Raw genomic sequence first — 19,409 nt, 5'->3', positions numbered from 1 at the left:
CCACCGGCCGCCGGGCCCGCAGCGTCGCGGGCCCGGCGGCCGGTGCTCTGTACTTCTTCGTGTCACCCGGGCACGTGGCAGTCGAACGCGTGCAGATACGGGTTGACCGGCCGGATGTCCTCCACCTTGAGGCCCGCCGAGGTCAGCCTGCTCACCATGGAGTCGGTGGTGTGCTTGGCCCCGCCGACGTTGAGGAGCAGCAGCAGGTCCATGCCGGTGCTGAAGCGCATCGAGGGGGTGTCGTCCACCAGGTTCTCGATGACGACGACCCGGGTGCCGGGGCCGCCCGCCTCGACGACGTTGCGCAGCGTCCGGGCCGTGCTCTCGTCGTCCCACTCCAGGATGTTCTTGATGACGTAGACGTCGGCCTGGACCGGGATCGCCTCCCGGACGTCGCCGGGCACGATCCGCGCGCGGTGCGCGAGATCGCCGCCCTCGCGCAGCCGCGGCAGTGCGTTGTCCACCACCCGGGGCAGGTCGAGCAGACTGCCCCGCATCTCCGGGTACTTGTCCAGCAGGCACGCCACCACGTGCCCCTGGCCGCCGCCGACGTCCGCGACGGACCTGCTGCCGGACAGATCCAGCAGGGCCGCCACCTCCCGTGCCGACTGCTCGCTGGAACGGGTCATCGCGCGGTTGAAGACGTCCGCGGACTCGGGGGCGTCCTCGTTGAGGTAGGTGAAGAACTCCTTGCCGTAGAGGTCCTCCACGACGTTCCTGCCGGTGCGCACCGCCTCGTCCAGCTTGGGCCAGGCGTCCCAGGTCCACGGCTCGGTGCACCACAGGGCGATGGCACGCAGGCTGTTCGGGTCGTCCTCGCGCAGCAGCCGGGAGGTCTCGGTGTGCACGAAGGTGCCGTCCGGCTGTTCGGCGAAGACGCCGTAGCAGGACAGGGCGCGCAGCAGCCGGCGCAGCGGCTTCGGTTCGGTCTTCACCGCGGCCGCGAGGTCCTCGACGGCCATCGGCGCGTTGTCGAGGGCGTCGGCGACGCCCAGCCGGGCCGCCGCCCGGACGGCGGCGGCACAGGCCGCGCCGAACACGAGTTCGCGCAGCCGCATGGGTGGCGGTGGGGCTGTTTCAGCGGACGTCATGTGCCGCCCTCTCTTTCTTCGGCGTTCGTCGGTCCAGCAGGGGCAGGGGGGTGCGGTCAGCACAGGCCCGCGGGCTTGGAGGCCCGGCAGGAGTTGTGCTGGAAGGCATTGCTCTTGCCGGTCTCGGTGTTGACCAGGTCCGCCGGGGAGTTGCTCGCGAGCATGTTGTCGCTGACCCGGTTCTTTTCGCCGGTGGCGCCCACGAAACTCTTGAACAGCACGATGCCGCCCGACAGCGGGGACGTGCCCGAGTGGTCGGTGACCAGGTTCCCGGTGACCGTGACCTCCTCGGTGCCGGTCAGGACGATGCCGGAGCCCTGGAGGGCGGGCAGCCGTTCGGTCTTCGGGCAGGACTTGTTGTTCTTGACGACGCGGTTGGCGGCCACTTCCAGGGCGCCGGCCTTGGGCTTGTTCTCGTCGCCGACGACGAGCACCCCGGCGCAGTTGCCGGTGACGTAGTTCTCCGCAACGGCGAGGTTGCGCAGCCTGCGCACGGTGACGCCGATCCGGTTGCCCTCCAGGCGGTTGCGCGCGACCAGCGTCTGCCCGGCGTCGTAGGCGCCCGCCTCCTCGGTGATGGTGTTGGCGAGGAACAGGCCCGCGTCGCCGTTGTCGTGCGCGTAGTTGTGCAGGAGCTGCCCGTGCACGGACCGCTCCTGGGCGATGCCCCACACGCCGTTCTTGTAGGCGTGCACCCGGCGGACGGTCATGGTGTCCGTCGCCATGCCGAACACACCGGTCTTGCTGAAGCCGGTCACGGCCAGGTCCTCGACGGTGACACCCTCGATGTTCTCGGTCTTGGTGCCCAGCACACAGATGCCGGTGCCGTGCTCGGCGCAGCTGTTGGCCGCCTTGTCCGAGGTCTTCTTGTTGACGGGCTTGATCACCGTCCCGGGGCCCACGCCGCGCAGGGTCAGCCCGGGCGTCATGATCTTGACACTCTCGTGATAGGTACCGCCGAGCACGAGCACGGTGTCTCCGGCCCGCGCGGCGTCCACCGCCTTCTGGATGGACTCACCCGGGCGGACCAGCAGGGTCTGGTGTGCGGCCGCGGCGGGAGCCGCGCCCGGTCCCGCGCCCACGAGGGCCGCGGTACAGGCGAGATATGCGACGTGACATCTCTTCATATCGCGTACCGTATGACCGTTCAATCCGGTAGTGCCCGGATAGTCCATCCGGCGGCGTGTCAGCCGCCGCGCACCTCCCGCCTGATCGCCGGCTGCACGCCTCCTCAGCTCATCCGGTCATACTGACGTGCGTGAACCGGGTCATCCGATGTCGGCGTGGGCTCCGGGCGGTCGCGGCCTGTGTCCGCAGGGCCCCGGGCGTCACGGCCTACGTCCGCAGCGCCCCGGGCACCTACGTCTGGCTGCTGATCCTGTTCGTCACCACCGTCGCCCTGCACCACATGTCGCCGGAGTTCGAGGAGGACTTCCTGCGGCAGCGGTCGACCAACATCCACGAGCTGTCGCAGAACCCGGTACGGGTGCTGATCACCAGCGCGATGTGGATCGACAGCGGGCACTGGCTGCCGTACGCCGTCCTGTACACCGTCTTCCACGCCCAGGCCGAACGCTGGCTCGGCACCCTGCGCTGGCTCGCGGTGTGCGTGGCCGCGCACGTGTTCGCCACGCTGATCAGCGAGCTGGCCCTGCTGAAGGCGATCCACGACGGCATGGCCCCGCACTCCGCGGTCAACACCCTGGACATCGGCGTGAGTTACGCCCTGGCGGGCGTGGCGGCGGTGCTCACCTACCGGATCGCGGCGCCCTGGCGGTACCTGTACCTGGTGGTCCTGCTCGCGATCTACACGGTCCCGCTCGCCACCAGCCGCACCTTCACCGACTTCGGGCACTTCCTGTCCGTACTGATCGGCCTGGCGTGCTGTCCGCTGGTCAGAGGCCGCGGCAGAGCATGGGACCCGAAGGAGACCCTGGCCGCGCTGCGGCGCATCACGACCGCCTCGTCGAACGGCGGACCGACCGGCTGACGCGGTGGAGCCGCCCCTCACCCCGTCGCCGCGGACGCCGGATTGCCCTGGTGGGTGAACGCGGCCCAGTGATGCAGACGGTGGAGGTCGGGGCGGGCGGCCTCGCGGCGCAGGAGGCCGTCGAGGGTGTGCGGAACCTTGCGGCGCGGGTTGAGCATCCACAGCTGGGCGGCGCGCAGGGCGTCGGGCGGGGCCAGCCCGCCGGCGGTGAGGTGATGGTGGAAGACGGCCATCATCACGGCGGTGGCACTGTCATGCACGGCCCAGCGGGACCCCACGACGTCGGCGGCGCCACCCGTGACCAGCGCGGTGGCGAGGCTCAGCGCCTCGTCGTGGTGGCGCGTGCTCAGGTCGGTCTCGCAGGCGCTGAGTACGACCAGCGGGCCCGCGGTGTCCGGCCGGCGGCCGTACGCGTCGTCATAACGCGCGCAGCGCCCGCAGCACCGGGTCGGCGGCGCGGCTTCCGGGTCCACCAGGTCCGCGCCGCCGCTGGTTCGCCCGTCACCCTTGGGACGCAACTCGATGTTCAGCCAGACCAGCACGCGGGTGAACTGCGGCGTGCTGCGTGAGCCGGCCAGGGCCACCAGGCCGCGGACGGCGTCGAGCAGCGCGTCCTCGGGGGCGGTGGCCTCATCGGGGTCATCGCCGTCCTCGGCGATGTCGGGTGCGGCGGCCGCACCCGTGACGGCTGCCTCGGTGAGTATCAGCTCAAGGTCCCGCTTGAACTCCGCGGTCCGCTTCTGGAACTCCGGATACTCCGGGGCGGGAGGGGCAGCGGCGAGGCGGTCGATCACCTCCAGGGCCTCCGTGATGTCCCGGGCAAAGACTCGGTCAGCACCCGCTCGTCGGCGGCGGAGAGCAACCGTCGGGCCTCCCGGACGGCGTCCTCCGCCTCCTTCCGCAGCTCCGCCAACCCGGCGCCGTCGTCGTCCCGTCGAACCTCGCTGCCCATCGGCTCCCCCGCCGTGCGCGTGCCTCGCCCCGTAGGACCCACTTCCACTCAGTCTCCAGGAGCGGTTAACGTCCGCGCATGACAAGCACGGCAAGCGGTGTCGTCAACGGCGGCATCTCCTTCTGGTACGCGGACGACGGTCTCCCGGCGGTGCGGGAGCCGCTGCCCGGGGACGCATCCGCCGACGTCGTCATCGTCGGCGGCGGCTACACGGGGCTGTGGACCGCGTACTACCTAAAGCAGGCCGCCCCCTTCCTGCGCATCACCGTCCTGGAGCAGAAGTTCTGCGGCTACGGCGCCTCCGGCCGCAACGGCGGCTGGCTGTACAACGGCATCGCGGGCCGCGACCGGTACGCGAAGCTGCACGGCCACGAGGCCGCCGTACGGCTGCAGAAGGCGATGAACGACACCGTGGCCGAGGTCGTCACGGTCGCCGAGGCCGAGGGCATCGACGCCGACGTGCACCGCGGCGGGGTACTGGAAGTGGCGACCACGCCCGCCCAGCTGGCCCGGCTGAAGGCGTTCCACGAGCACGAGCTGTCGTACGGCGAGAAGGACCGCGAGCTGTACGGCGCCCGGCAGACCGCCGAGCGGATCAGGGTGGCCGGCACGGTCGGCTCGACCTGGACCCCGCACGGGGCCCGGCTGCACCCCGTGAAGCTGGTGAAGGGCCTCGCGGTGGCCGTGGAGGCGCTCGGCGTCATCATCCACGAGTCGACCCCGGTCACCGAGATCCGCCCCAAGCACGCCGTGACCCCCTACGGCACGGTCCGCGCCCCCTACATCCTGCGCTGCACGGAGGGCTTCACCGCCTCCCTGAAGGGCCAGCGGCGCACCTGGCTGCCGATGAACTCCTCGATGATCGCCACCGAGCCGCTCACCGACGAGCAGTGGGCGGCCGTCGGCTGGGACGGCCGGGAGACGCTGGGCGACATGGCGCACGCCTACATGTACGCGCAGCGCACGGCCGACGGGCGGATCGCGCTCGGCGGGCGCGGGGTGCCGTACCGCTTCGGTTCGCGCACCGACAACGACGGCCGCACCCAGCCGGAGACGATCGAGGCCCTGCGGGAGATCCTGACCCGCTTCTTCCCCGCCCTCGCGGGCGTGCGCGTCGAGTACGCGTGGTCCGGTGTCCTCGGTGTCCCGCGCGACTGGTGCGCCACGGTCACCCTCGACCGGGCCACCGGCCTCGGCTGGGCGGGCGGCTACGTCGGCTCGGGCGTCGCCACCACCAACCTCGCCGCCCGCACCCTGCGCGACCTCGTCGAGCAGGACTCCGGCCAGGCCGGCCGCACCGAGCTGACCGACCTGCCCTGGGTGAACCACAAGGTCCGCAAGTGGGAGCCGGAACCGTTCCGCTGGCTCGGCGTCCAGGGCATGTACGCTACCTACCGCGCGGCCGACCGGCGCGAACTCCTCCGCCCGGGCACGCAGTCCTCCCGCCTGGCGCAGGTCGCGGACCGGGTGGCGGGGCGCCACTGAGGCATCACGGGTCGCCGGGCCCCCTGGAAACTCGTTGAGGCCGTGTCGCACCTGTGTGCGACCATCGCCTCAACTACCGACCATCCAGGGGGAATTCCTTGTCCGGCAACACCTGTACGGCGGTGAGACCCGGGCGGCTCACCGCCGTCGCCGTCCTCGTCTCGCTGCTCGCCTCACTGCTGACCCTCAGCGGGGCGGGCGCCGCCCGCGCCGACGACCCGTCGTGCGCGCCGCTCTCTCTCGCACCGTTCGGCGACCCCGGTGACGCCGCCGCCAAGGCGAGCGTCCCGGCCGACGGCACCGCCTGCTTCACCTTCACCGCCGACGCGCCGGGCCTGCACCTGGTGTCCCTGAAGGACGACAGCAGCGACCTGTACCCGCACGTCACCAGCGCCGACGGCACCCAACTCGACTGCTACAACGCCGAGTACGCGGACAAGGGCTGGTGCGACCTGCCCACGGCCGGCACCTACACGCTCAGCGTCCGCAACCAGGGCGGGTCGGCGGCGGACACGGCGGTGACGGTCGTCCCGCTCGCCTCCGTGAAGGGCTGCGCGGACTCCGTGGGCACCGCCTGGGACCTCCCGGTGGTCACCCGGACGACGGTGAGCCCCGTCGAGGTCGACTGCCAGCCGTTCGAGGCGAAGCCGGGCGAGCGGATCCGTCTCGCCTACGGCCCCAGGGTGGACGGCTCCTCCTCTGCCTGGATCACCGACGCGACCGGCGCCCGCATCTGCCCGCACTTCCCGGAGGACGGCGAGGACAGCTGCGTCCTGCCCTCCGGCGGCAAGGGCCCCTACCGCGTGATCTCCCAGGTGACGCGCGGGGAGAAGGGCTTCCCGGCCGAGTACGCGGTGAGCGTGCGCCGCCTGAACGACCCGCGGGGCTGCACCCCGGCACCCGTACGGCCGTACGGCGTCCTGAACGGTCCGGACCTCACTGCCAACCCCTGCTTCACCTTCACCGCCGACAAGGCGGGCCGGTACACCGTCCACCACGTCAGCGAGGACCGCTCCACCGGCCCGGTGCGGGTGTACGACGCCGAGGGCAGGACTGTGTGCCGGTCGGGCACCGACCCGTGCCGGGTGCCCTCCGCCGGCACGTACACCGCGCTCCTCGAAAGCCCCTACCCCTTCTCCGGCCCCCGCGAGGGCCTCGTCGTCCTCGACCGCGCCTCCGACGCCGGGTGCGAGACGACCGGGACGGGGCTGCACAAGGGCGAGTTGAGCACGGTCGGCCAGTACGACTGCCTGACCCTGCCCGCCCCGCAGGGCGCCCGGATCGCCGCGCTCACCCCGCTCGCCTCCTCCGGCGTCGACGCCGACGTGGAGGTGGTGGACCGGGACGGCGCCGAGCAGTGCGACGCGCGGAGCCTGTCCGCCGGCGACTGCGCCCTCACTGGTACGGCGCCCTTCCGCGCGCTGCTCCACACCGAGTACAGCGCCGAGGGCGCGACCGGTCCGTACGCGGTCGCCCTGTACCGCACGGACGGCTCGAACGACTGCCCCGTCCTGCCCGCCGGCAGCTTCACCGCCGACGGTGCGAAGGCGACGCTCACCACGGGCGACGGCGTCTTCGCGCACTGTCTGAGCATCCCGGCCGACGCCCACACGAGCGCCGAGGTCTTCCAGCTGACCGCCACCTCCGGCGACGTACCCGCGAAGTTCTCGGTCCTGGACTCCACCGGCAAGCAGGTCTGCGACCGCTCGGCCACCACCAGCGGCTGGACCCTGTGCCCGCTCACCCCGGGCAAGGCCCACACCGTGCTCGTCACCGGCCGCGACCAGGCCGCCGCCTACACCCTCACCCGCCGCGACGTCACCGCGACCGCCGACTCGGCGGGCTGCACCAGGACCGCCGCGGCCCGGGTGGGCGGAGCGTCGGTGAAGGGCACGTACGGCGCTCCCGGCACGCTGAACTGCGCGCAGGTCACCACCGACGCGGCCACCGACGTCCTCCACGTCGACGTCCGGGATCCGCTGGGTACCGCCAACATCGCCGTCCTCGGCGGTGACGGGAGCACCGAGTGCTCCTTCCGCAACCGCTCCTGCGCGGTCACCGGTTCCACCACCCACCAGGTCCTCGTCCAGACCCCGGCGAACCTGAAGGCCTCGCCCGAGTACCACCTGGACGCCCTGCGCATCGCCACCGCCGACGGCCCCGCGCCCGAGTGCACCAAGGTGCCGTCCGTCGCGTTCGGGTACGGGCCGGTCACCGGCACGCTCGACGAGTCGCACACCGCCGTGTGCGCGGCGCTGCCGACCGGCGGCTTCGACCGTTTCGACTTCGACGTCACGGACACCACCGGCGCCACCACCACGGCGGTGCCCGCGCTGTACAACACGGCCACCTGGAACAACGGCTGTACGCGCTACGTCCCCGAGAGCTACCGGTGCGCCGCGCTCGGTTCGTCCTCGGCGGCCACCCCGACGGTGTTTGTCCTCGGCCTCCCCGAGAAGGCGTCGAGCACCTCCTACAGAGCCAGGCTGGCCTGCTCCTCCTCGCTGTGCGGCACGGAGAAGACGTCCGTCACGGCGGTCAGCCCGGCCACGGGCGCGAGCGGCGGCAAGGTGCAGGTCACCGTCACCGGCACCGCGCTCGGCCCGGACACGGAGGTCCGGCTGAGCCGGGCGGGCCAGACCATCAGGGCGAAGGCGGACTCGGTCGCCGCCGACAACCGCTCGGTGACGGCCACGCTCGACCTGACCGGCGCGGTCCCGGGCAGCTGGAACGTCAGTGTGTTCACGGGCTGCTGTGAGTACCAGCGCGGCTCGTTCACCGTGACCGAGCAGCCCCGGCTGCAGAACACGGCCCCGCCCGAGGTGACCGGTACCGCCAAGACCGGCGCCAAGGTCACTGCCTCGACCGGCAGTTGGTCGCAGGCCCCGTCGTCGTACGGCTACCAGTGGAAAGTCGACGGGAAGGACATCTCCGGGGCGACCGCTGCGTCGTACACGATCCCGGCGTCCCTGGTCGGCAAGAAGCTCACCGTGAGCGTCACCGCCGCCAGAAGCGGCTGGAGCAGCGGTACGGCGACCTCGCCCGCGGTGACCGTGGCCAAGGGGGACGCGCCCAAGGCGACCAAGCCGCCGGTGGTCAGCGGCACGGCGAAGGTCGGCAGGACGCTGCGGACGACGAACGGCACCTGGAGCCCGGCGGCCACGTCGTACGCGTACGAGTGGTACGCGAACGGCCGGGCGATCAGCGGGGCGACCAAGTCGTCGCTGTCGCTGAAGGCGGCCCAGAAGGGCAAGAAGATCACCGTGAAGGTGATCGCCCACCGCACCGGACACAAGGACGGCTCCGCGACCAGCGCGCCGACCAAGGCGGTCACCGGCTGACCCGCCCGACAGACCACGGGTGAGGGGGAGGGTGGCCGTCGGCCACCCTCCCCCTCGACGGTTGCGGCGCGATGCGCGGCGGGTCAGGCCACCGGCTCCGCCACCCAGTCAGGAAGCAGCCCGCGCGGCTGCGGTCCTTGACGATGCGCAGCGGGAGCAGCGGGCTCGGGGCGCGGTTCTGCCACCGGACGAACGCGATGAGCAGGACGACACCGCCCGCGAACAGGCCGAGCACCAGCGGGTCGGTCCAGCCGCGCGGCTCGGCCTCGCTGAAGCCGTAGACGATCGCGACGAGTCCGCCGCAGCCGAGCAGGACACCGGGTACGTCGGTGCGGCCGGGGCGGTCGTGCAGCAGGGCGAAGGCCCCGAGGACCGCGGCGATGGCGAAAAGGCCACGAATCAGGGCGTATCGCATCCGCGTGCGGGGCCTTGCCGTGCTTGGGCCTCATGGCTCCAGCACCACCTTTCCGATCGTGCCGCGGTTCTCCAGCGCCCGGTGTGCCGCGGCCGCCTCGGAGAGCGGGAAACGGGTGACGGCCGGGCGCAGGCGGCCCCGGCCGGCCTCGGTGAGGGCGCGCAGTTCGAGGGCGCGCAGTCCGCCGGCCTTCTGCAGCATCGCCGGTCCGAGGACCGACTCGGAGAGCCCGTCGACGAAGTGGCCCCGGGCGCCCTCCCCGATGCCCTCCGCCGACCAGCCGAAGACGAGATGCCGGCCGCCGGGCCCGAGCAGCGCCACGGCCTCCCGGGCGGCCGCGCCGCCGACGCCGTCGTAGACGATCGAGGCGGGCCGGCCGGCGAGATGGGCGCGGACCCTGGCCGGCCAGGCGGTGTCGTTGTAGTCGACGGCGAGGTCGGCGCCGTCGGCCCGCGCGCGGGCGGTCTTCTCCGGACCGCCCGCGAGGCCGATCACCGTCGCTCCGGCGTTCTTGGCGTACTGCACGAGCAGGGTGCCGATGCCGCCCGCTGCCGCCGGTACGACGACCACGTCGTCCGGACCAGGCTCGGCGAACTGCGCGATCCCCAGCGCCGTACGCCCCGTACCGATCATGGCGACGGCCTCGGCGAAGCCCAGTCCTTCCGGGATCTCGTGCAGGCGCTCGGCGGCGGTGACGGCGAGTTCGGCGTACCCTCCGGGCGCGAAGCCCAGGTGGGCGACCACCCGCCGGCCGAGCCACGTCTCCTCGACACCGTCGCCGACGGCGTCCACGGCCCCCGCGACCTCACGGCCGGGGACGGTCGGCAGCGCGAGCGGTTCGGGCAGCGGACCCTGCTGACCCTCGCGCAGGGCCGTGTCGAGGAGGTGCACCCCGGCCGCCGCGACGGCGATCCGCACCTCGCCCGGCCCCGGGACCGGGTCCGCGGCCTCTTCGTAGGTCAGGTTCTCGGCCGGTCCGAAGGCGTACAGGCGCACGGCGTGCATGGGACCTCCCAGTGATCGTGTCTCCGTCTCCGGGGGCCACTTTTCAACCTCAAGCATGCTTGAGGTCAAGGACGGTCCGGCCGAGGATCAGCGACACCGCGGTGACCGCGCTGTTGAAGGACACCTCCGACAGCACGCCCGGCGCCGCCACCTGGTCGCCGGCCAGGTAGACGCCGTCGCCGCGGTCCACCGAGGGCCGGTCCCGCCAGCTGGTCCCCGGCAGGTCCACGGCCCCCGTACGACCCTCCGCCACGGACTCCCGGCGCCAGGTGACCCGCTCCCGCCAGCCCTCGAAGGCCAGGTCGAGCAGCTCCTCGGCGCGGGCGAGACCGCCGGCGCGCGCCTCGCCGGGCCCGATCGGGATCTGCCCCTGGATCAGCTGCTCGCCGGCCGGGGCGAGGGTCCGGTCCTGCGCGGTGAACCGCTCGATCCAGCCGGGCGCGTCCAGGTCGGAGACGGCGAAGGCGTCCCCGCGCCGGGTGCGCAGGGCGAGGTCGAACAGGACGGTACGGCCGCCGGGCCAGGTCAGCGAGTCGTCGCCGAGCAGCCGCCGGGCGGCGGACAGGGAGGTGGCGACGACCACTGGGGTGTCGGTCGGCAGGGTGTCGACGCGGGACAGCGTCTCGATCCGCACACCGAGGTTCCAGGCCCGCGCGGCCATCCGGTCGATGACGCTCGCCCAGCCGCCGCGTGGATAGTGCGCCTCGGGTGGCAGCTTGGTGGCCCGGCGCAGCCGCTCCTGCACGAAGGCGGCGGACAGGGCGCCCGGGTCGTGGTGGAAGAGGGCGACGGCGGAGTAGTTCGCCGCCGCCCGGGCGCCCTCCTCACCGGCGATGCCGGTCGCCCAGCTGAGGAAGTCGCTGTCGACGGGAGCCTGGCGGACGCTGGGGCGCAGCAGCTTGAGCAGGGCGAAGGGCGGGGTGCGGCGCAGGACGCCGTGGTGACGCAGCCGCAGCCGGGCCGCCTCCAGGGGCGGGAGCGGGGCGAGCGGCCCGATCAGGTCCCGCTGTTTGAGCCAGGTCCAGTGCGGGCCGCCGTTGTAGAGGGCGTGCGGGCCCTCGTTCGTCCGGTACGGCGCCTCGGCGGTGCGGGCCCGGCCGCCCAGGGTGTGGTGGGCCTCGTACACGGTGACCTCGGCGCCTGCCTCGGCGGCCGTGATGGCGGCGGTGAGCCCGGCGAAGCCGCCGCCGACGACGGTGATGCGATGCATGGGGTGCGTTCTCCCTCGGGTCGGTTCACCTTCCGTGCATACGACCGAACAGGGCCCCGAAATGTGACATCGGCCCGGCGCGGATCTGAAGTCCGCAGCTCAGGCGGGTTGTCAGTGGCGGGGTGCAGCATGGGGCCATGGCGAGGAGAGCGACGGGCACGAACAGGGCGGGGATCAAGGGCGCACGGCGGCCGGAGCTGCGGCTGCCGCCCCTGGAACCCTGGACGGACGGGGAGTTGGCGCCGGACGGTGACTACGACGGGCTGGAGTTCCAGGAGGCGGACCTGGCCGGGCAGGACGGCGCGGGCGCCCGCTTCCTGGACTGCGCGCTGACGGGCTGTGCGCTGGACGAGACGGCACTGGGCCGGGCCCGTTTCCTGGACTCGGTCCTCACCGGCCTGCGGGGCGTCGGCACCCACCTCGCCGAGTCCACGCTCCGCGACGTCGAGCTGATCGACCCCCGCCTCGGCGGCACCCAGCTCCACGGCGCCGTCCTGGAGCGGGTCGTGATCCGCGGCGGCAAGATCGACTACCTCAACCTGCGCGAGGCCCGCCTCAAGGACGTGGTCTTCGACTCCTGCGTCCTGGTCGAGCCGGACTTCGCGGGCGCCCGCCTGGAGCGGGTCGAGTTCCTCGACTGCGCCCTGAAGGAGGCCGACTTCAGCGGTGCGACCCTGAAGGACGTGGACCTGCGCGGGGCCGCTCCGCTGGAGATCGTCCGGGGCCTGGACCGGCTGTCGGGGGCGGTGATCAGCACCGGGCAGCTGCTCGATCTGGCGCCGGTGCTGGCGGGGGAGCTGGGGATCCGGGTGGAGGACTGAGCGCTCAGGGCAGGCGGGGGAAACGCGACTGGAGCGTCCAGATCGCCGGGTTCTCCGCCAGGTCCTCGTGGAGGTCGGTCAGATCGGCGATCAGGTCGTGCAGGAAGTCCCGTGCCTCGCGGCGCAGTTCGGTGTGGGAGAAGGTGAGCGGGGGCTCCTCGGCCGGCATCCAGTCGGCCTCGACGTCCACCCAGCCGAAGCGGCGCTCGAACAGCATGCGGTCGGTGGACTCGGTGAAGTCCAGCTCCGCGTGCTGCGGCCGGGAGGCGCGGGAGCCCATGGGATCCCGGTCCAGCTGCTCCGCGATGTCGCACAGCGCCCACGCGAAGTCCAGCACCGGCACCCATCCCCAGGCTGTGGACAGCTCCCGGTCCGACTTGGTGTCCGCGAGATAGACGTCCCCGCAGAACAGGTCGTGCCGCAGCGCGTGGACGTCCGCGCGGCGGTAGTCGGTCTGCGGCGGGTCCGGGAAGCGGTTGGAGAGGGCGTAGCCGATGTCGAGCACGGAAGAGATGGTGTCACGCCCACCGCCTCACCCCTGCTCCCGTCTGCTCCGCCCGCCTAAGATCACTGACATGTCCAGATCCGCGCGCCTTGTCCCGGCGGTCGCCACCCTGCTCGCTCTCGCCCTCACCGGCACCGCGTGCGACGGCGGGGTCCACGGCACCCCGGGGGGCTCCGGCCTGCGCGATCCGTACTTCCCGAAGGCGGGCAACGGCGGCTACGACGTCACCCACTACGCCCTCACGCTCGACTACACCCCCGGCACCAGCCACCTCACCGGCAAAGCCGTCATCACCGCCCGCGCCACGAAGGACCTGTCCGCCTTCGACCTCGACCTCGCCGGACTGGACGTCGACTCGGTCACCGTCGAGGGCAGGCGCGCCCGCTGGAACCGCGCCGGCCAGGAACTCGCCGTCCGGCCCCACGACGACCTCGACAAGGGCGAGACGTTCCGCGTCACCGTCCGCTACGCGGGCAGACCGAAGACCCTCACCGACGCCGACGGCTCCGAGGAGGGCTGGCTGCGCACCGCAGACGGCGCTCTCGCGCTCGGCGAGCCCGTCGGCGCCATGGCCTGGTTCCCCGGCAACAACCACCCCTCGGACAAGGCGACGTACGACATCACGGTCACCGTCCCGAAGGGCCTCCAGGCCGTCTCCAACGGAGAGTTGACCAGTCAGCACACCAAGGGCGGCCGGACCACCTTCGCCTGGCACTCCGCCCAGCCCATGGCCAGTTACCTCGCCACGGTCGCCATCGGGCGCTACGACATCACCCGCACCACGGGCCCGCACGGCCTGCCCGTCCTCACCGCGGTCGACCCCACCCAGGCCGAGGACAGCGCGAAGGTGCTCGCGAAGATCCCCGAGATCATCGACTGGGAGGAGACCAACTTCGGGCCGTACCCGTTCTCCTCCACCGGCGCGGTCGTCGACCGCCCGAAAGACGTCGGCTATGCCCTGGAGACCCAGACCCGGCCCGTCTTCCCCGCCGACCAGTTCGACACCAGCACGCTCGTGCACGAACTCGCCCACCAGTGGTACGGCGACTCGGTCACCCCGAAGAGCTGGCGGGACATGTGGCTCAACGAGGGCTTCGCGACCTACGCGGAGTGGCTGTACGAGGAGGACTTCGGCGACAAGAGCGCCCAGGAGACCTTCGACGAGCTGTACGAGGACGACGACGAGGCCCTGTGGGCCTTCCCGCCGGCCAAGCCCACAAGCGCCGCGCACATCTCCGACAGACCGGTCTACGACCGCGGCGCGATGGTCCTGCAGAAGATCCGCCAGAAGGTCGACGACGACACCTTCTACGACATCATCCAGGGCTGGGCCGCCGCCCACCGCTACGGCACCGCCGACACGGCCGACTTCACCGCGTACGTGGAGAAGAAGGCCCCGGACAAGGACTTCCGCGAGATCTGGAAGGACTGGCTGTACGGCGACGGAAAGCCGGACCACCCATGACAGGCAGTCCGGCCTTCACTCACCTACGTGCTAGTTGACGTTCACGGCCTTCCAGGCCGCCGCCACCGCGTTGTACTCCGCGCTGCCCGAGCCGTACAGGTCCGCCGCGGCCTGCAGGGTGCCGGTGCGGGCGCCCGCGTAGTTGGTCGTCGACGTGAAGTACGTGGTCAGGGCCTTGTACCAGATCTGGTCGGCCTTGGCCCGGCCGATGCCGGTGACCGTGGAGCCGTCGTAGGTCGGGGAGTTGTAGGAGACCCCGTTGATCGTCTTCGCGCCGCTGCCCTCGCTCAGCAGGTAGAAGAAGTGGTTGGCGACGCCGGACGAGTAGTGCACGTTGAGGCGGCCGACGGACTTCGACCAGTAGTCGGCGGAGCTGCCGTCCTTGCTGGGCTTGTCCATGTAACGCAGCGGAGTGCCGTTGCCGTTGATGTCGATCTTCTCGCCGATGAGGTAGTCACCGGGGTCGGAGGCGTTGTTCGCGAAGAACTCCACCGAGGTGCCGAAGATGTCCGAGGTGGCCTCGTTCAGACCGCCGGACTCACGGCTGTAGTTGAGCTTCGCCGTGGCCGCGGTCAGGCCGTGGCTCATCTCGTGACCGGCCACGTCGAGCGAGGTCAGCGGGTCGTTGTTGTTCGCGCCGTCGCCGTACGTCATGCAGAAGCAGCTGTCGTCCCAGAAGGCGTTGACGTAGGCGTTGCCGTAGTGGACCCGCGAGTAGGCGGCCTTGCCGTCGCCCGCGATGCCGTTGCGGTTGAACGCGGACTTGTAGAAGTCCCAGGTGACGCCGGCGCCGTAGGCGGCGTCGACGGCGGCGGTCTGGCGGTTGCTGTTCGTGCCGTCGCCCCAGACGTCGTCGGCGTCGTGGAAGAGGGCGCCGGTGCCGGACGTACCGCCGTTCAGGTCGTACGTCTTGTGGCCACCGCGGCCGCCGTCGATCAGGTCGAAGCCGCCGGAGGCCGACGGGGTGGTGCCGAGCGTGACGGTGCCGCTGTACCGGCTGGTGCCCGTGCCGGTGTCGATGCCCTCGTAGGAGTAGAGCTTCTTGCCGCTCTGCGCGTCGGTGATGACGTGCAGCTCGCTCGGGGTGCCGTCGTGCTGGAGGCCCTTGACCACGGACTCGTAGGCGAGGACCGGCTTGGCACCGGCCGCCCAGACGACCTTGCGGGAGGTCGAGGCAGTCGCCTTGGCGGTGTCGGCGGCCTTGAGGGCGGTCTTCTTCGCGCTCGCGGGGGAGACGGCCGCGGTGGTGGTCGGCACGGATATCCGGGCCTTGGCCGCCTTGTTGACACCCTTCAGCGAACCGTTCTTCGCGACGTGGGTGACCAGGTCGCCGCCGAGGACGGGAAGCCCGGCGTACGTCCGCTCGTAACGGGTGTGGACGGTACCGTCCACATCCTTCACCACGTCCCGGACGACCAGCTTCTCCTTGGCGCCGAGGCCGAGTTCCCGGGCCGCCGCACCGGCGTGCTGCTGGGCCGACTCGAGGGCGGCGGCGCGGGCCGTGGCGCCGAGCGGGAGGGCGGTGGCGCCGGGGGTGTGCGTGGGGGCGGCGGTGGCGGCGCCGTTCTGCAGCGCGAGGACGACCATCGCGGCCGAGCCGACCAGGGCGGCGGCGCGCACGGCGGTCTTGCGGGGAGCGTGGGGCTGCTGTCTCACTCGATCTCCTTCAGGCCGGTCTCCGTGGGGTGGAGACGCAGGCAGGACACAGGGGATGCATAGATGCGGCGGCGAGGAGAGAGTGACATCAGGAACGGCCTGTTTGACAGGCCGCCGACAAGACTTTACGTGTTTGTATCCGAAAGACGTGGTCTGGCATCCGATATGCGGACATGGGGGCTGAGGAAACAACCCCCCTTAGCTCCAGCGCATGTGACGCTCTTTATGTCACACCCCCCCCCGGCCCTCGGTAGGCACCGCGCCCTCCGGGACGACGACCGCGCCCCGGGCTGCCTACTGACGCGTCCGCAGGACCTTGCGCAGCACGGCGCACGGGCGGCCGTGGGCGCGGTCGGGGCGGTGGTCGATGACCTCGTAGCCGAGGGCGGTCCAGAAGGCCAGCCCGTTGGGGTTGTTGTCCAGGACGGCGAGCCGGACGGCCCGGCGCCCGCCGGAGCGGAAGCGCTCCTCGACCAGCGTGGCGACCCGCCGGCCGTACCCCTTCCCCTGCTCGGCCGCGTCCACCATCAGCAGCCCGATCCACGGGTCCGGGTCGGCCGGGTCGGGGTGCCGCGCGAGCGTGACCACGATGCCGACGACCCGCCCCTCGCTGCGGGCGAGCAGCACCTCGGCGTCCGGATGCGCCAACTCGTCGGCCAGCGCGGCCGCCACCTGCTCGGGCCGTACGTCGTCCGGGTCGGGGAAGTCGCCGCTGAGCGCGTGGAACTCGCGGTTGGAGGCGTACAGGGCGGTCAGCTCGGTGAGCAGCTCGGCCGGGAGGGAGCCGTCGGTCGACGAGAGCTGTTCGAGGAGCATGACGGGACCCTATCCACTGGCCGGCCGTTTCTGGGGCGCCGCGGTGCTGGATAGATTTCCGCAGGAGCCACACCATGTTCGGGGAGACGGAAGACGATGACGACCCAGCCACCGCCGTACGGCAACCAGCCTTCTTACGGCCAGCAGCCACCGCCACCACTCCCGCCGGCCCCCGCCCAGCCGGGCTTCGGCCCGCCGCCCCCGTACACCTACGCCCCGGCCGCACCCCCACCGCAGGCCAGTGGCCCGGAGTTCATGGCGGTCGACCGCCACAACTCGATCGTGGTCGACACCCAGGGCGTGGCCTTCGAGGACCACGGCATGTCCGTCGACTTCCCCTGGCAGGAGATCCGCAGCGTCCACTACAAGGCGAATCCGTCCGGCAAGGCCCTGATGGTGGCGGTGGTCCTCCCCGACGGCCGGTTCTACGAGTGCGTCGTCGAGGCGAAGCCGAGGGCGCGGCTGGGGGAGTGGTTCGCCCAACTGTCCGCCGTGCTGGGGTATTACCGGCCGGCGGGCTCGTAGGGCTGCTACACGGCACCGAATGCGGGGACCCCCGGCCGAAGCCGGGGGTCCCCGCACAGCGCGGCGTCCGTCAGACGTTCACGCCGAAGTCCTGGGCGATGCCCACCAGGCCCGAGGCGTAGCCCTGGCCGACCGCGCGGAACTTCCACTCCGCGCCGTTGCGGTACAGCTCGCCGAAGACCATGGCCGTCTCGGTGGCGGCGTCCTCGGAGAGGTCGTAGCGGGCGATCTCGGCGCCGCCGGCCTGGTTGATGATGCGGATGTACGCGTTGCGGACCTGGCCGAAGTTCTGGCCGCGGTTCTCGGCGTCGTAGATGGAGACCGGGAAGACGATCTTGTCGACGTCGGCAGGGAGGGCCGCGAGGTTGACGTTGATCGCCTCGTCGTCGCCCGCGCCCTCGCCGGTGCGGTTGTCACCCGTGTGGACGATGGAGTTGTCCGGGGTCTGCTTGTTGTTGAAGAACACGAAGTGGGCGTCGGAGTAGACCTTGCCCTGCGTGTTCACCGCGATGGCGGAGGCGTCGAGGTCGAAGTCCGTGCCGGTGGTGGTGCGGACGTCCCAGCCGAGGCCCACGGTGACGGCGGTCAGGCCCGGAGCCTCCTTGGTGAGCGAGACGTTGCCACCCTTGGACAGGCTTACAGCCATGATTGGGAGTCCCTTCCCTTTTAGGTTTCTGTGCCGACGAAGCTACCGTCACCGGGGAGAACGTCGAGGGGGGTCCCGATGGTTCCGGATCCCTTTACCTTTTTTACCCATGTCGAAAACCGGATGACGCGAGGCGGCCGGACCGGGAACATGGGATGCATGTCCGGGCCCTACCTCATCCGTGGCTCGGTCTCGCTTCCCGAGGCCGAGCTGACGTGGCGTTTCTCCAGATCCTCCGGGCCCGGCGGGCAGCATGTGAACACCAGCGACTCACAGGTGGAGCTGCGCTTCGACCTCGCGGCCACGGAGGCGCTTCCCGAGGTGTGGAAGGAGCGGGCGCTGCAGCGGCTGGCCGGGCGACTGGTCGACGGGGTCGTGGTCGTACGCTCCTCCGAGCACCGCTCCCAGTGGCGCAACCGCGAGACCGCCGCCGTGCGCCTCGCCGCCCTCCTCGCCGAGGCCACGGCCCCACCGCCCAAGCCGCGCCGACCGACCCGGATCCCGCGGGGCATCAACGAGCGGCGGCTGCGGGAGAAGAAGCAGCGCTCGGACACCAAGCGGGGCAGGTCCGGCCGCGACTGGTCGTAGCCCCTCCGGATGCCAGGTGACGTACATCTCGGCTCTCGGCGATCTCGGCTCTCGGTCATCTCGGCTCTCGGCTTCGGGATTCCCCGGTTATCTCTCTTCCGGAGTAGCAGTCTCTTCCGGAGGAGCAGTCATCCGCGCAGTCGTCCGCGCGCATTAAGCCGAGCGTTCACAGCACCGCCACCGAATTCCGCGGCGCCCGATTACCCCAACTGCCGGTAGCGGCCTCGGAAATACATCAGCGGGCCGCCCTCGGCGCTCGGCACCCGGGCGGTCAGCACCCGGCCGATGACGAGGGTGTGGTCCCCGGCCACCACCCGCTGCTCGGTGCGGCACTCCAGGGTGGCCAGCGCGCCGCCCACCAGCGGGGCGCCGGAGACCTCCCCGCGGAGATAGGGGAGGTCCTCGAAGAGCAGACGGTCGCTGATCCGGCCCTTCATGGCGAAGCGGCCGGCGACGTGACGCTGGCTCTCGGCGAGGACCGAGACCGCCCACAGCGGCTGCTCGTCGAGCAGGTCGTCCATGCGGGCACCCGTGCGCAGGCTGACCAGCACCAGCGGCGGGTCCAGCGAGACGGACATGAAGGCCGTGGCGGTCATGCCGACGTCCTCGCCGCCCGGCGCGGTCGGGTCGTCCGGATCCAGCGGCGGCTCCTGCGCGGTCACCAGGACCACGCCCGCGGCCAGCCGGGACATCGCCGCCCGGAACTCGTCGTTGCTCACCCCCTCAGCATGCCCGGAAGCAGGTGCGGCGGTGAGTGAGGGAGTGTTCAGCACGCCGGAGACGCTAATCTCCGCTCCGTGCGCGCCGCATCGGGCCCTGGACCGAACCGGGTCCTAGGACCCGGGGACCAGTAAACACACAGGGAAACCGCAGAAACTCCACCCAATTGTTCACGTTC

At 71.6% G+C, this 19,409-nt stretch carries 16 protein-coding genes and 2 pseudogenes; 7 read left to right on the top strand and 11 right to left on the bottom strand.

The window, feature by feature from the left end; translation table 11 throughout:
- Window positions 1-62 precede the first annotated feature (62 nt).
- Both ACFYZZ_RS18090 and ACFYZZ_RS18085 read right to left on the bottom strand, forming a co-directional pair.
- Window positions 63-1,091 (bottom strand): methyltransferase, encoded by a 1,029-nt coding sequence (locus tag ACFYZZ_RS18090; protein ID WP_389176630.1) that lies wholly within the window; start codon window positions 1,089-1,091, stop codon window positions 63-65.
- Window positions 1,092-1,147: 56 nt separating this feature from the next.
- Entirely contained in the window at window positions 1,148-2,218 is a 1,071-nt protein-coding gene (locus ACFYZZ_RS18085; RefSeq protein WP_389176628.1) for a nitrous oxide reductase family maturation protein NosD, read from the bottom strand.
- 143 nt (window positions 2,219-2,361) lie between these two features.
- Between ACFYZZ_RS18085 and ACFYZZ_RS18080 the strand changes: the two genes are divergently transcribed.
- On the top strand, window positions 2,362-3,081 hold the full coding sequence (locus tag ACFYZZ_RS18080) for a rhomboid-like protein (RefSeq protein WP_389176894.1): 720 nt from the start codon (window positions 2,362-2,364) through the stop codon (window positions 3,079-3,081).
- Between the two features lie 17 nt (window positions 3,082-3,098).
- On the opposite strand, the pseudogene ACFYZZ_RS18075 reads toward ACFYZZ_RS18080, so the two are convergent.
- Window positions 3,099-3,494 (bottom strand): annotated as a pseudogene (locus tag ACFYZZ_RS18075) (CHAT domain-containing protein); the annotation flags it as partial.
- Window positions 3,495-4,111: 617 nt separating this feature from the next.
- On the opposite strand from ACFYZZ_RS18075, the gene ACFYZZ_RS18070 reads away from it, so the two are divergent.
- Both ACFYZZ_RS18070 and ACFYZZ_RS18065 read left to right on the top strand, forming a co-directional pair.
- Window positions 4,112-5,518 carry an NAD(P)/FAD-dependent oxidoreductase gene (locus ACFYZZ_RS18070; RefSeq protein ID WP_389176626.1) on the top strand — a complete coding sequence of 469 codons (1,407 nt, stop codon included), beginning with the start codon at window positions 4,112-4,114 and terminating at the stop codon, window positions 5,516-5,518.
- Between the two features lie 98 nt (window positions 5,519-5,616).
- Window positions 5,617-8,859 carry a Tat pathway signal protein gene (locus ACFYZZ_RS18065; protein WP_389176624.1) on the top strand — a complete coding sequence of 1,081 codons (3,243 nt, stop codon included), beginning with the start codon at window positions 5,617-5,619 and terminating at the stop codon, window positions 8,857-8,859.
- Window positions 8,860-8,965: 106 nt separating this feature from the next.
- Here ACFYZZ_RS18065 and ACFYZZ_RS18060 read toward each other — a convergent pair.
- The 3 genes and pseudogenes from ACFYZZ_RS18060 to ACFYZZ_RS18050 all read right to left on the bottom strand — a co-directional run.
- Window positions 8,966-9,244: pseudogene (locus tag ACFYZZ_RS18060) on the bottom strand (MFS transporter); the annotation flags it as partial.
- A 60-nt stretch (window positions 9,245-9,304) separates the two neighbouring features.
- Complete coding sequence (locus ACFYZZ_RS18055; protein ID WP_389176622.1) at window positions 9,305-10,279, bottom strand: zinc-binding dehydrogenase; 975 nt, start codon at window positions 10,277-10,279, stop codon at window positions 9,305-9,307.
- 49 nt (window positions 10,280-10,328) lie between these two features.
- A complete protein-coding gene (locus tag ACFYZZ_RS18050; protein WP_389176620.1) occupies window positions 10,329-11,489 on the bottom strand; it encodes an NAD(P)-binding protein in 1,161 nt (386 codons plus the stop codon).
- A gap of 137 nt (window positions 11,490-11,626) precedes the next feature.
- Between ACFYZZ_RS18050 and ACFYZZ_RS18045 the strand changes: the two genes are divergently transcribed.
- Window positions 11,627-12,310, top strand: a complete 684-nt coding sequence (locus tag ACFYZZ_RS18045) for a pentapeptide repeat-containing protein (protein WP_389176618.1) — start codon at window positions 11,627-11,629, stop codon at window positions 12,308-12,310.
- Window positions 12,311-12,314: 4 nt separating this feature from the next.
- Here the strand turns inward: ACFYZZ_RS18045 and ACFYZZ_RS18040 are convergent, their stop codons facing one another.
- Window positions 12,315-12,815 (bottom strand): hypothetical protein, encoded by a 501-nt coding sequence (locus ACFYZZ_RS18040; protein WP_389176616.1) that lies wholly within the window; start codon window positions 12,813-12,815, stop codon window positions 12,315-12,317.
- 70 nt (window positions 12,816-12,885) lie between these two features.
- Between ACFYZZ_RS18040 and ACFYZZ_RS18035 the strand changes: the two genes are divergently transcribed.
- Window positions 12,886-14,280, top strand: a complete 1,395-nt coding sequence (locus tag ACFYZZ_RS18035; protein WP_389176614.1) for a M1 family metallopeptidase — start codon at window positions 12,886-12,888, stop codon at window positions 14,278-14,280.
- A gap of 30 nt (window positions 14,281-14,310) precedes the next feature.
- Here ACFYZZ_RS18035 and ACFYZZ_RS18030 read toward each other — a convergent pair whose 3' ends face one another.
- Together ACFYZZ_RS18030 and ACFYZZ_RS18025 are read right to left on the bottom strand one after the other, a co-directional pair.
- Window positions 14,311-15,867 carry a M4 family metallopeptidase gene (locus ACFYZZ_RS18030; RefSeq protein WP_389176892.1) on the bottom strand — a complete coding sequence of 519 codons (1,557 nt, stop codon included), beginning with the start codon at window positions 15,865-15,867 and terminating at the stop codon, window positions 14,311-14,313.
- A gap of 363 nt (window positions 15,868-16,230) precedes the next feature.
- Entirely contained in the window at window positions 16,231-16,752 is a 522-nt protein-coding gene (locus tag ACFYZZ_RS18025) for a GNAT family N-acetyltransferase (protein WP_389176612.1), read from the bottom strand.
- A gap of 96 nt (window positions 16,753-16,848) precedes the next feature.
- On the opposite strand from ACFYZZ_RS18025, the gene ACFYZZ_RS18020 reads away from it, so the two are divergent.
- Window positions 16,849-17,277 carry a hypothetical protein gene (locus ACFYZZ_RS18020; protein ID WP_389176610.1) on the top strand — a complete coding sequence of 143 codons (429 nt, stop codon included), beginning with the start codon at window positions 16,849-16,851 and terminating at the stop codon, window positions 17,275-17,277.
- A gap of 70 nt (window positions 17,278-17,347) precedes the next feature.
- On the opposite strand, the gene ACFYZZ_RS18015 is transcribed toward ACFYZZ_RS18020, so the two are convergent.
- The gene (locus ACFYZZ_RS18015) at window positions 17,348-17,923 is read right to left on the bottom strand and encodes a TerD family protein (protein WP_389176608.1); all 576 of its coding nucleotides are present in this window, start codon (window positions 17,921-17,923) and stop codon (window positions 17,348-17,350) included.
- Between the two features lie 150 nt (window positions 17,924-18,073).
- Here ACFYZZ_RS18015 and arfB point away from each other — a divergent pair, with 150 nt between their 5' ends.
- The gene (gene arfB, locus ACFYZZ_RS18010; RefSeq protein WP_389176606.1) at window positions 18,074-18,511 is read left to right on the top strand and encodes an alternative ribosome rescue aminoacyl-tRNA hydrolase ArfB; all 438 of its coding nucleotides are present in this window, start codon (window positions 18,074-18,076) and stop codon (window positions 18,509-18,511) included.
- Window positions 18,512-18,711: 200 nt separating this feature from the next.
- Here arfB and ACFYZZ_RS18005 read toward each other — a convergent pair whose 3' ends face one another.
- Window positions 18,712-19,284 carry a flavin reductase family protein gene (locus tag ACFYZZ_RS18005; RefSeq protein ID WP_389176604.1) on the bottom strand — a complete coding sequence of 191 codons (573 nt, stop codon included), beginning with the start codon at window positions 19,282-19,284 and terminating at the stop codon, window positions 18,712-18,714.
- Between the last annotated feature and the right edge of the window lie 125 nt (window positions 19,285-19,409).

The sequence above is a fragment of the Streptomyces sp. NPDC001816 genome, from assembly GCF_042892235.1.
Classification (GTDB): domain Bacteria; phylum Actinomycetota; class Actinomycetes; order Streptomycetales; family Streptomycetaceae; genus Streptomyces.
Note: the sequence above shows the minus strand (reverse complement) of the source record. Positions and strands in the feature narration are given on the sequence as shown.

Excerpts from the sequence above, each read along its gene's own strand:
- ACFYZZ_RS18090 (WP_389176630.1), bottom strand. The coding sequence starts at position 1,091 with ATGACGTCCGCTGAAACAGCCCCACCGCCACCCATGCGGCTGCGCGAA.
- ACFYZZ_RS18085 (WP_389176628.1), bottom strand. The coding sequence starts at position 2,218 with ATGAAGAGATGTCACGTCGCATATCTCGCCTGTACCGCGGCCCTCGTG.
- ACFYZZ_RS18070 (WP_389176626.1), top strand. The coding sequence starts at position 4,112 with ATGACAAGCACGGCAAGCGGTGTCGTCAACGGCGGCATCTCCTTCTGG.
- ACFYZZ_RS18055 (WP_389176622.1), bottom strand. The coding sequence starts at position 10,279 with ATGCACGCCGTGCGCCTGTACGCCTTCGGACCGGCCGAGAACCTGACC.
- ACFYZZ_RS18050 (WP_389176620.1), bottom strand. The coding sequence starts at position 11,489 with ATGCATCGCATCACCGTCGTCGGCGGCGGCTTCGCCGGGCTCACCGCC.
- ACFYZZ_RS18045 (WP_389176618.1), top strand. The coding sequence starts at position 11,627 with ATGGCGAGGAGAGCGACGGGCACGAACAGGGCGGGGATCAAGGGCGCA.
- ACFYZZ_RS18035 (WP_389176614.1), top strand. The coding sequence starts at position 12,886 with ATGTCCAGATCCGCGCGCCTTGTCCCGGCGGTCGCCACCCTGCTCGCT.
- ACFYZZ_RS18030 (WP_389176892.1), bottom strand. The coding sequence starts at position 15,867 with ATGGTCGTCCTCGCGCTGCAGAACGGCGCCGCCACCGCCGCCCCCACG.
- ACFYZZ_RS18025 (WP_389176612.1), bottom strand. The coding sequence starts at position 16,752 with ATGCTCCTCGAACAGCTCTCGTCGACCGACGGCTCCCTCCCGGCCGAG.
- ACFYZZ_RS18020 (WP_389176610.1), top strand. The coding sequence starts at position 16,849 with ATGACGACCCAGCCACCGCCGTACGGCAACCAGCCTTCTTACGGCCAG.
- ACFYZZ_RS18015 (WP_389176608.1), bottom strand. The coding sequence starts at position 17,923 with ATGGCTGTAAGCCTGTCCAAGGGTGGCAACGTCTCGCTCACCAAGGAG.
- arfB (WP_389176606.1), top strand. The coding sequence starts at position 18,074 with ATGGGATGCATGTCCGGGCCCTACCTCATCCGTGGCTCGGTCTCGCTT.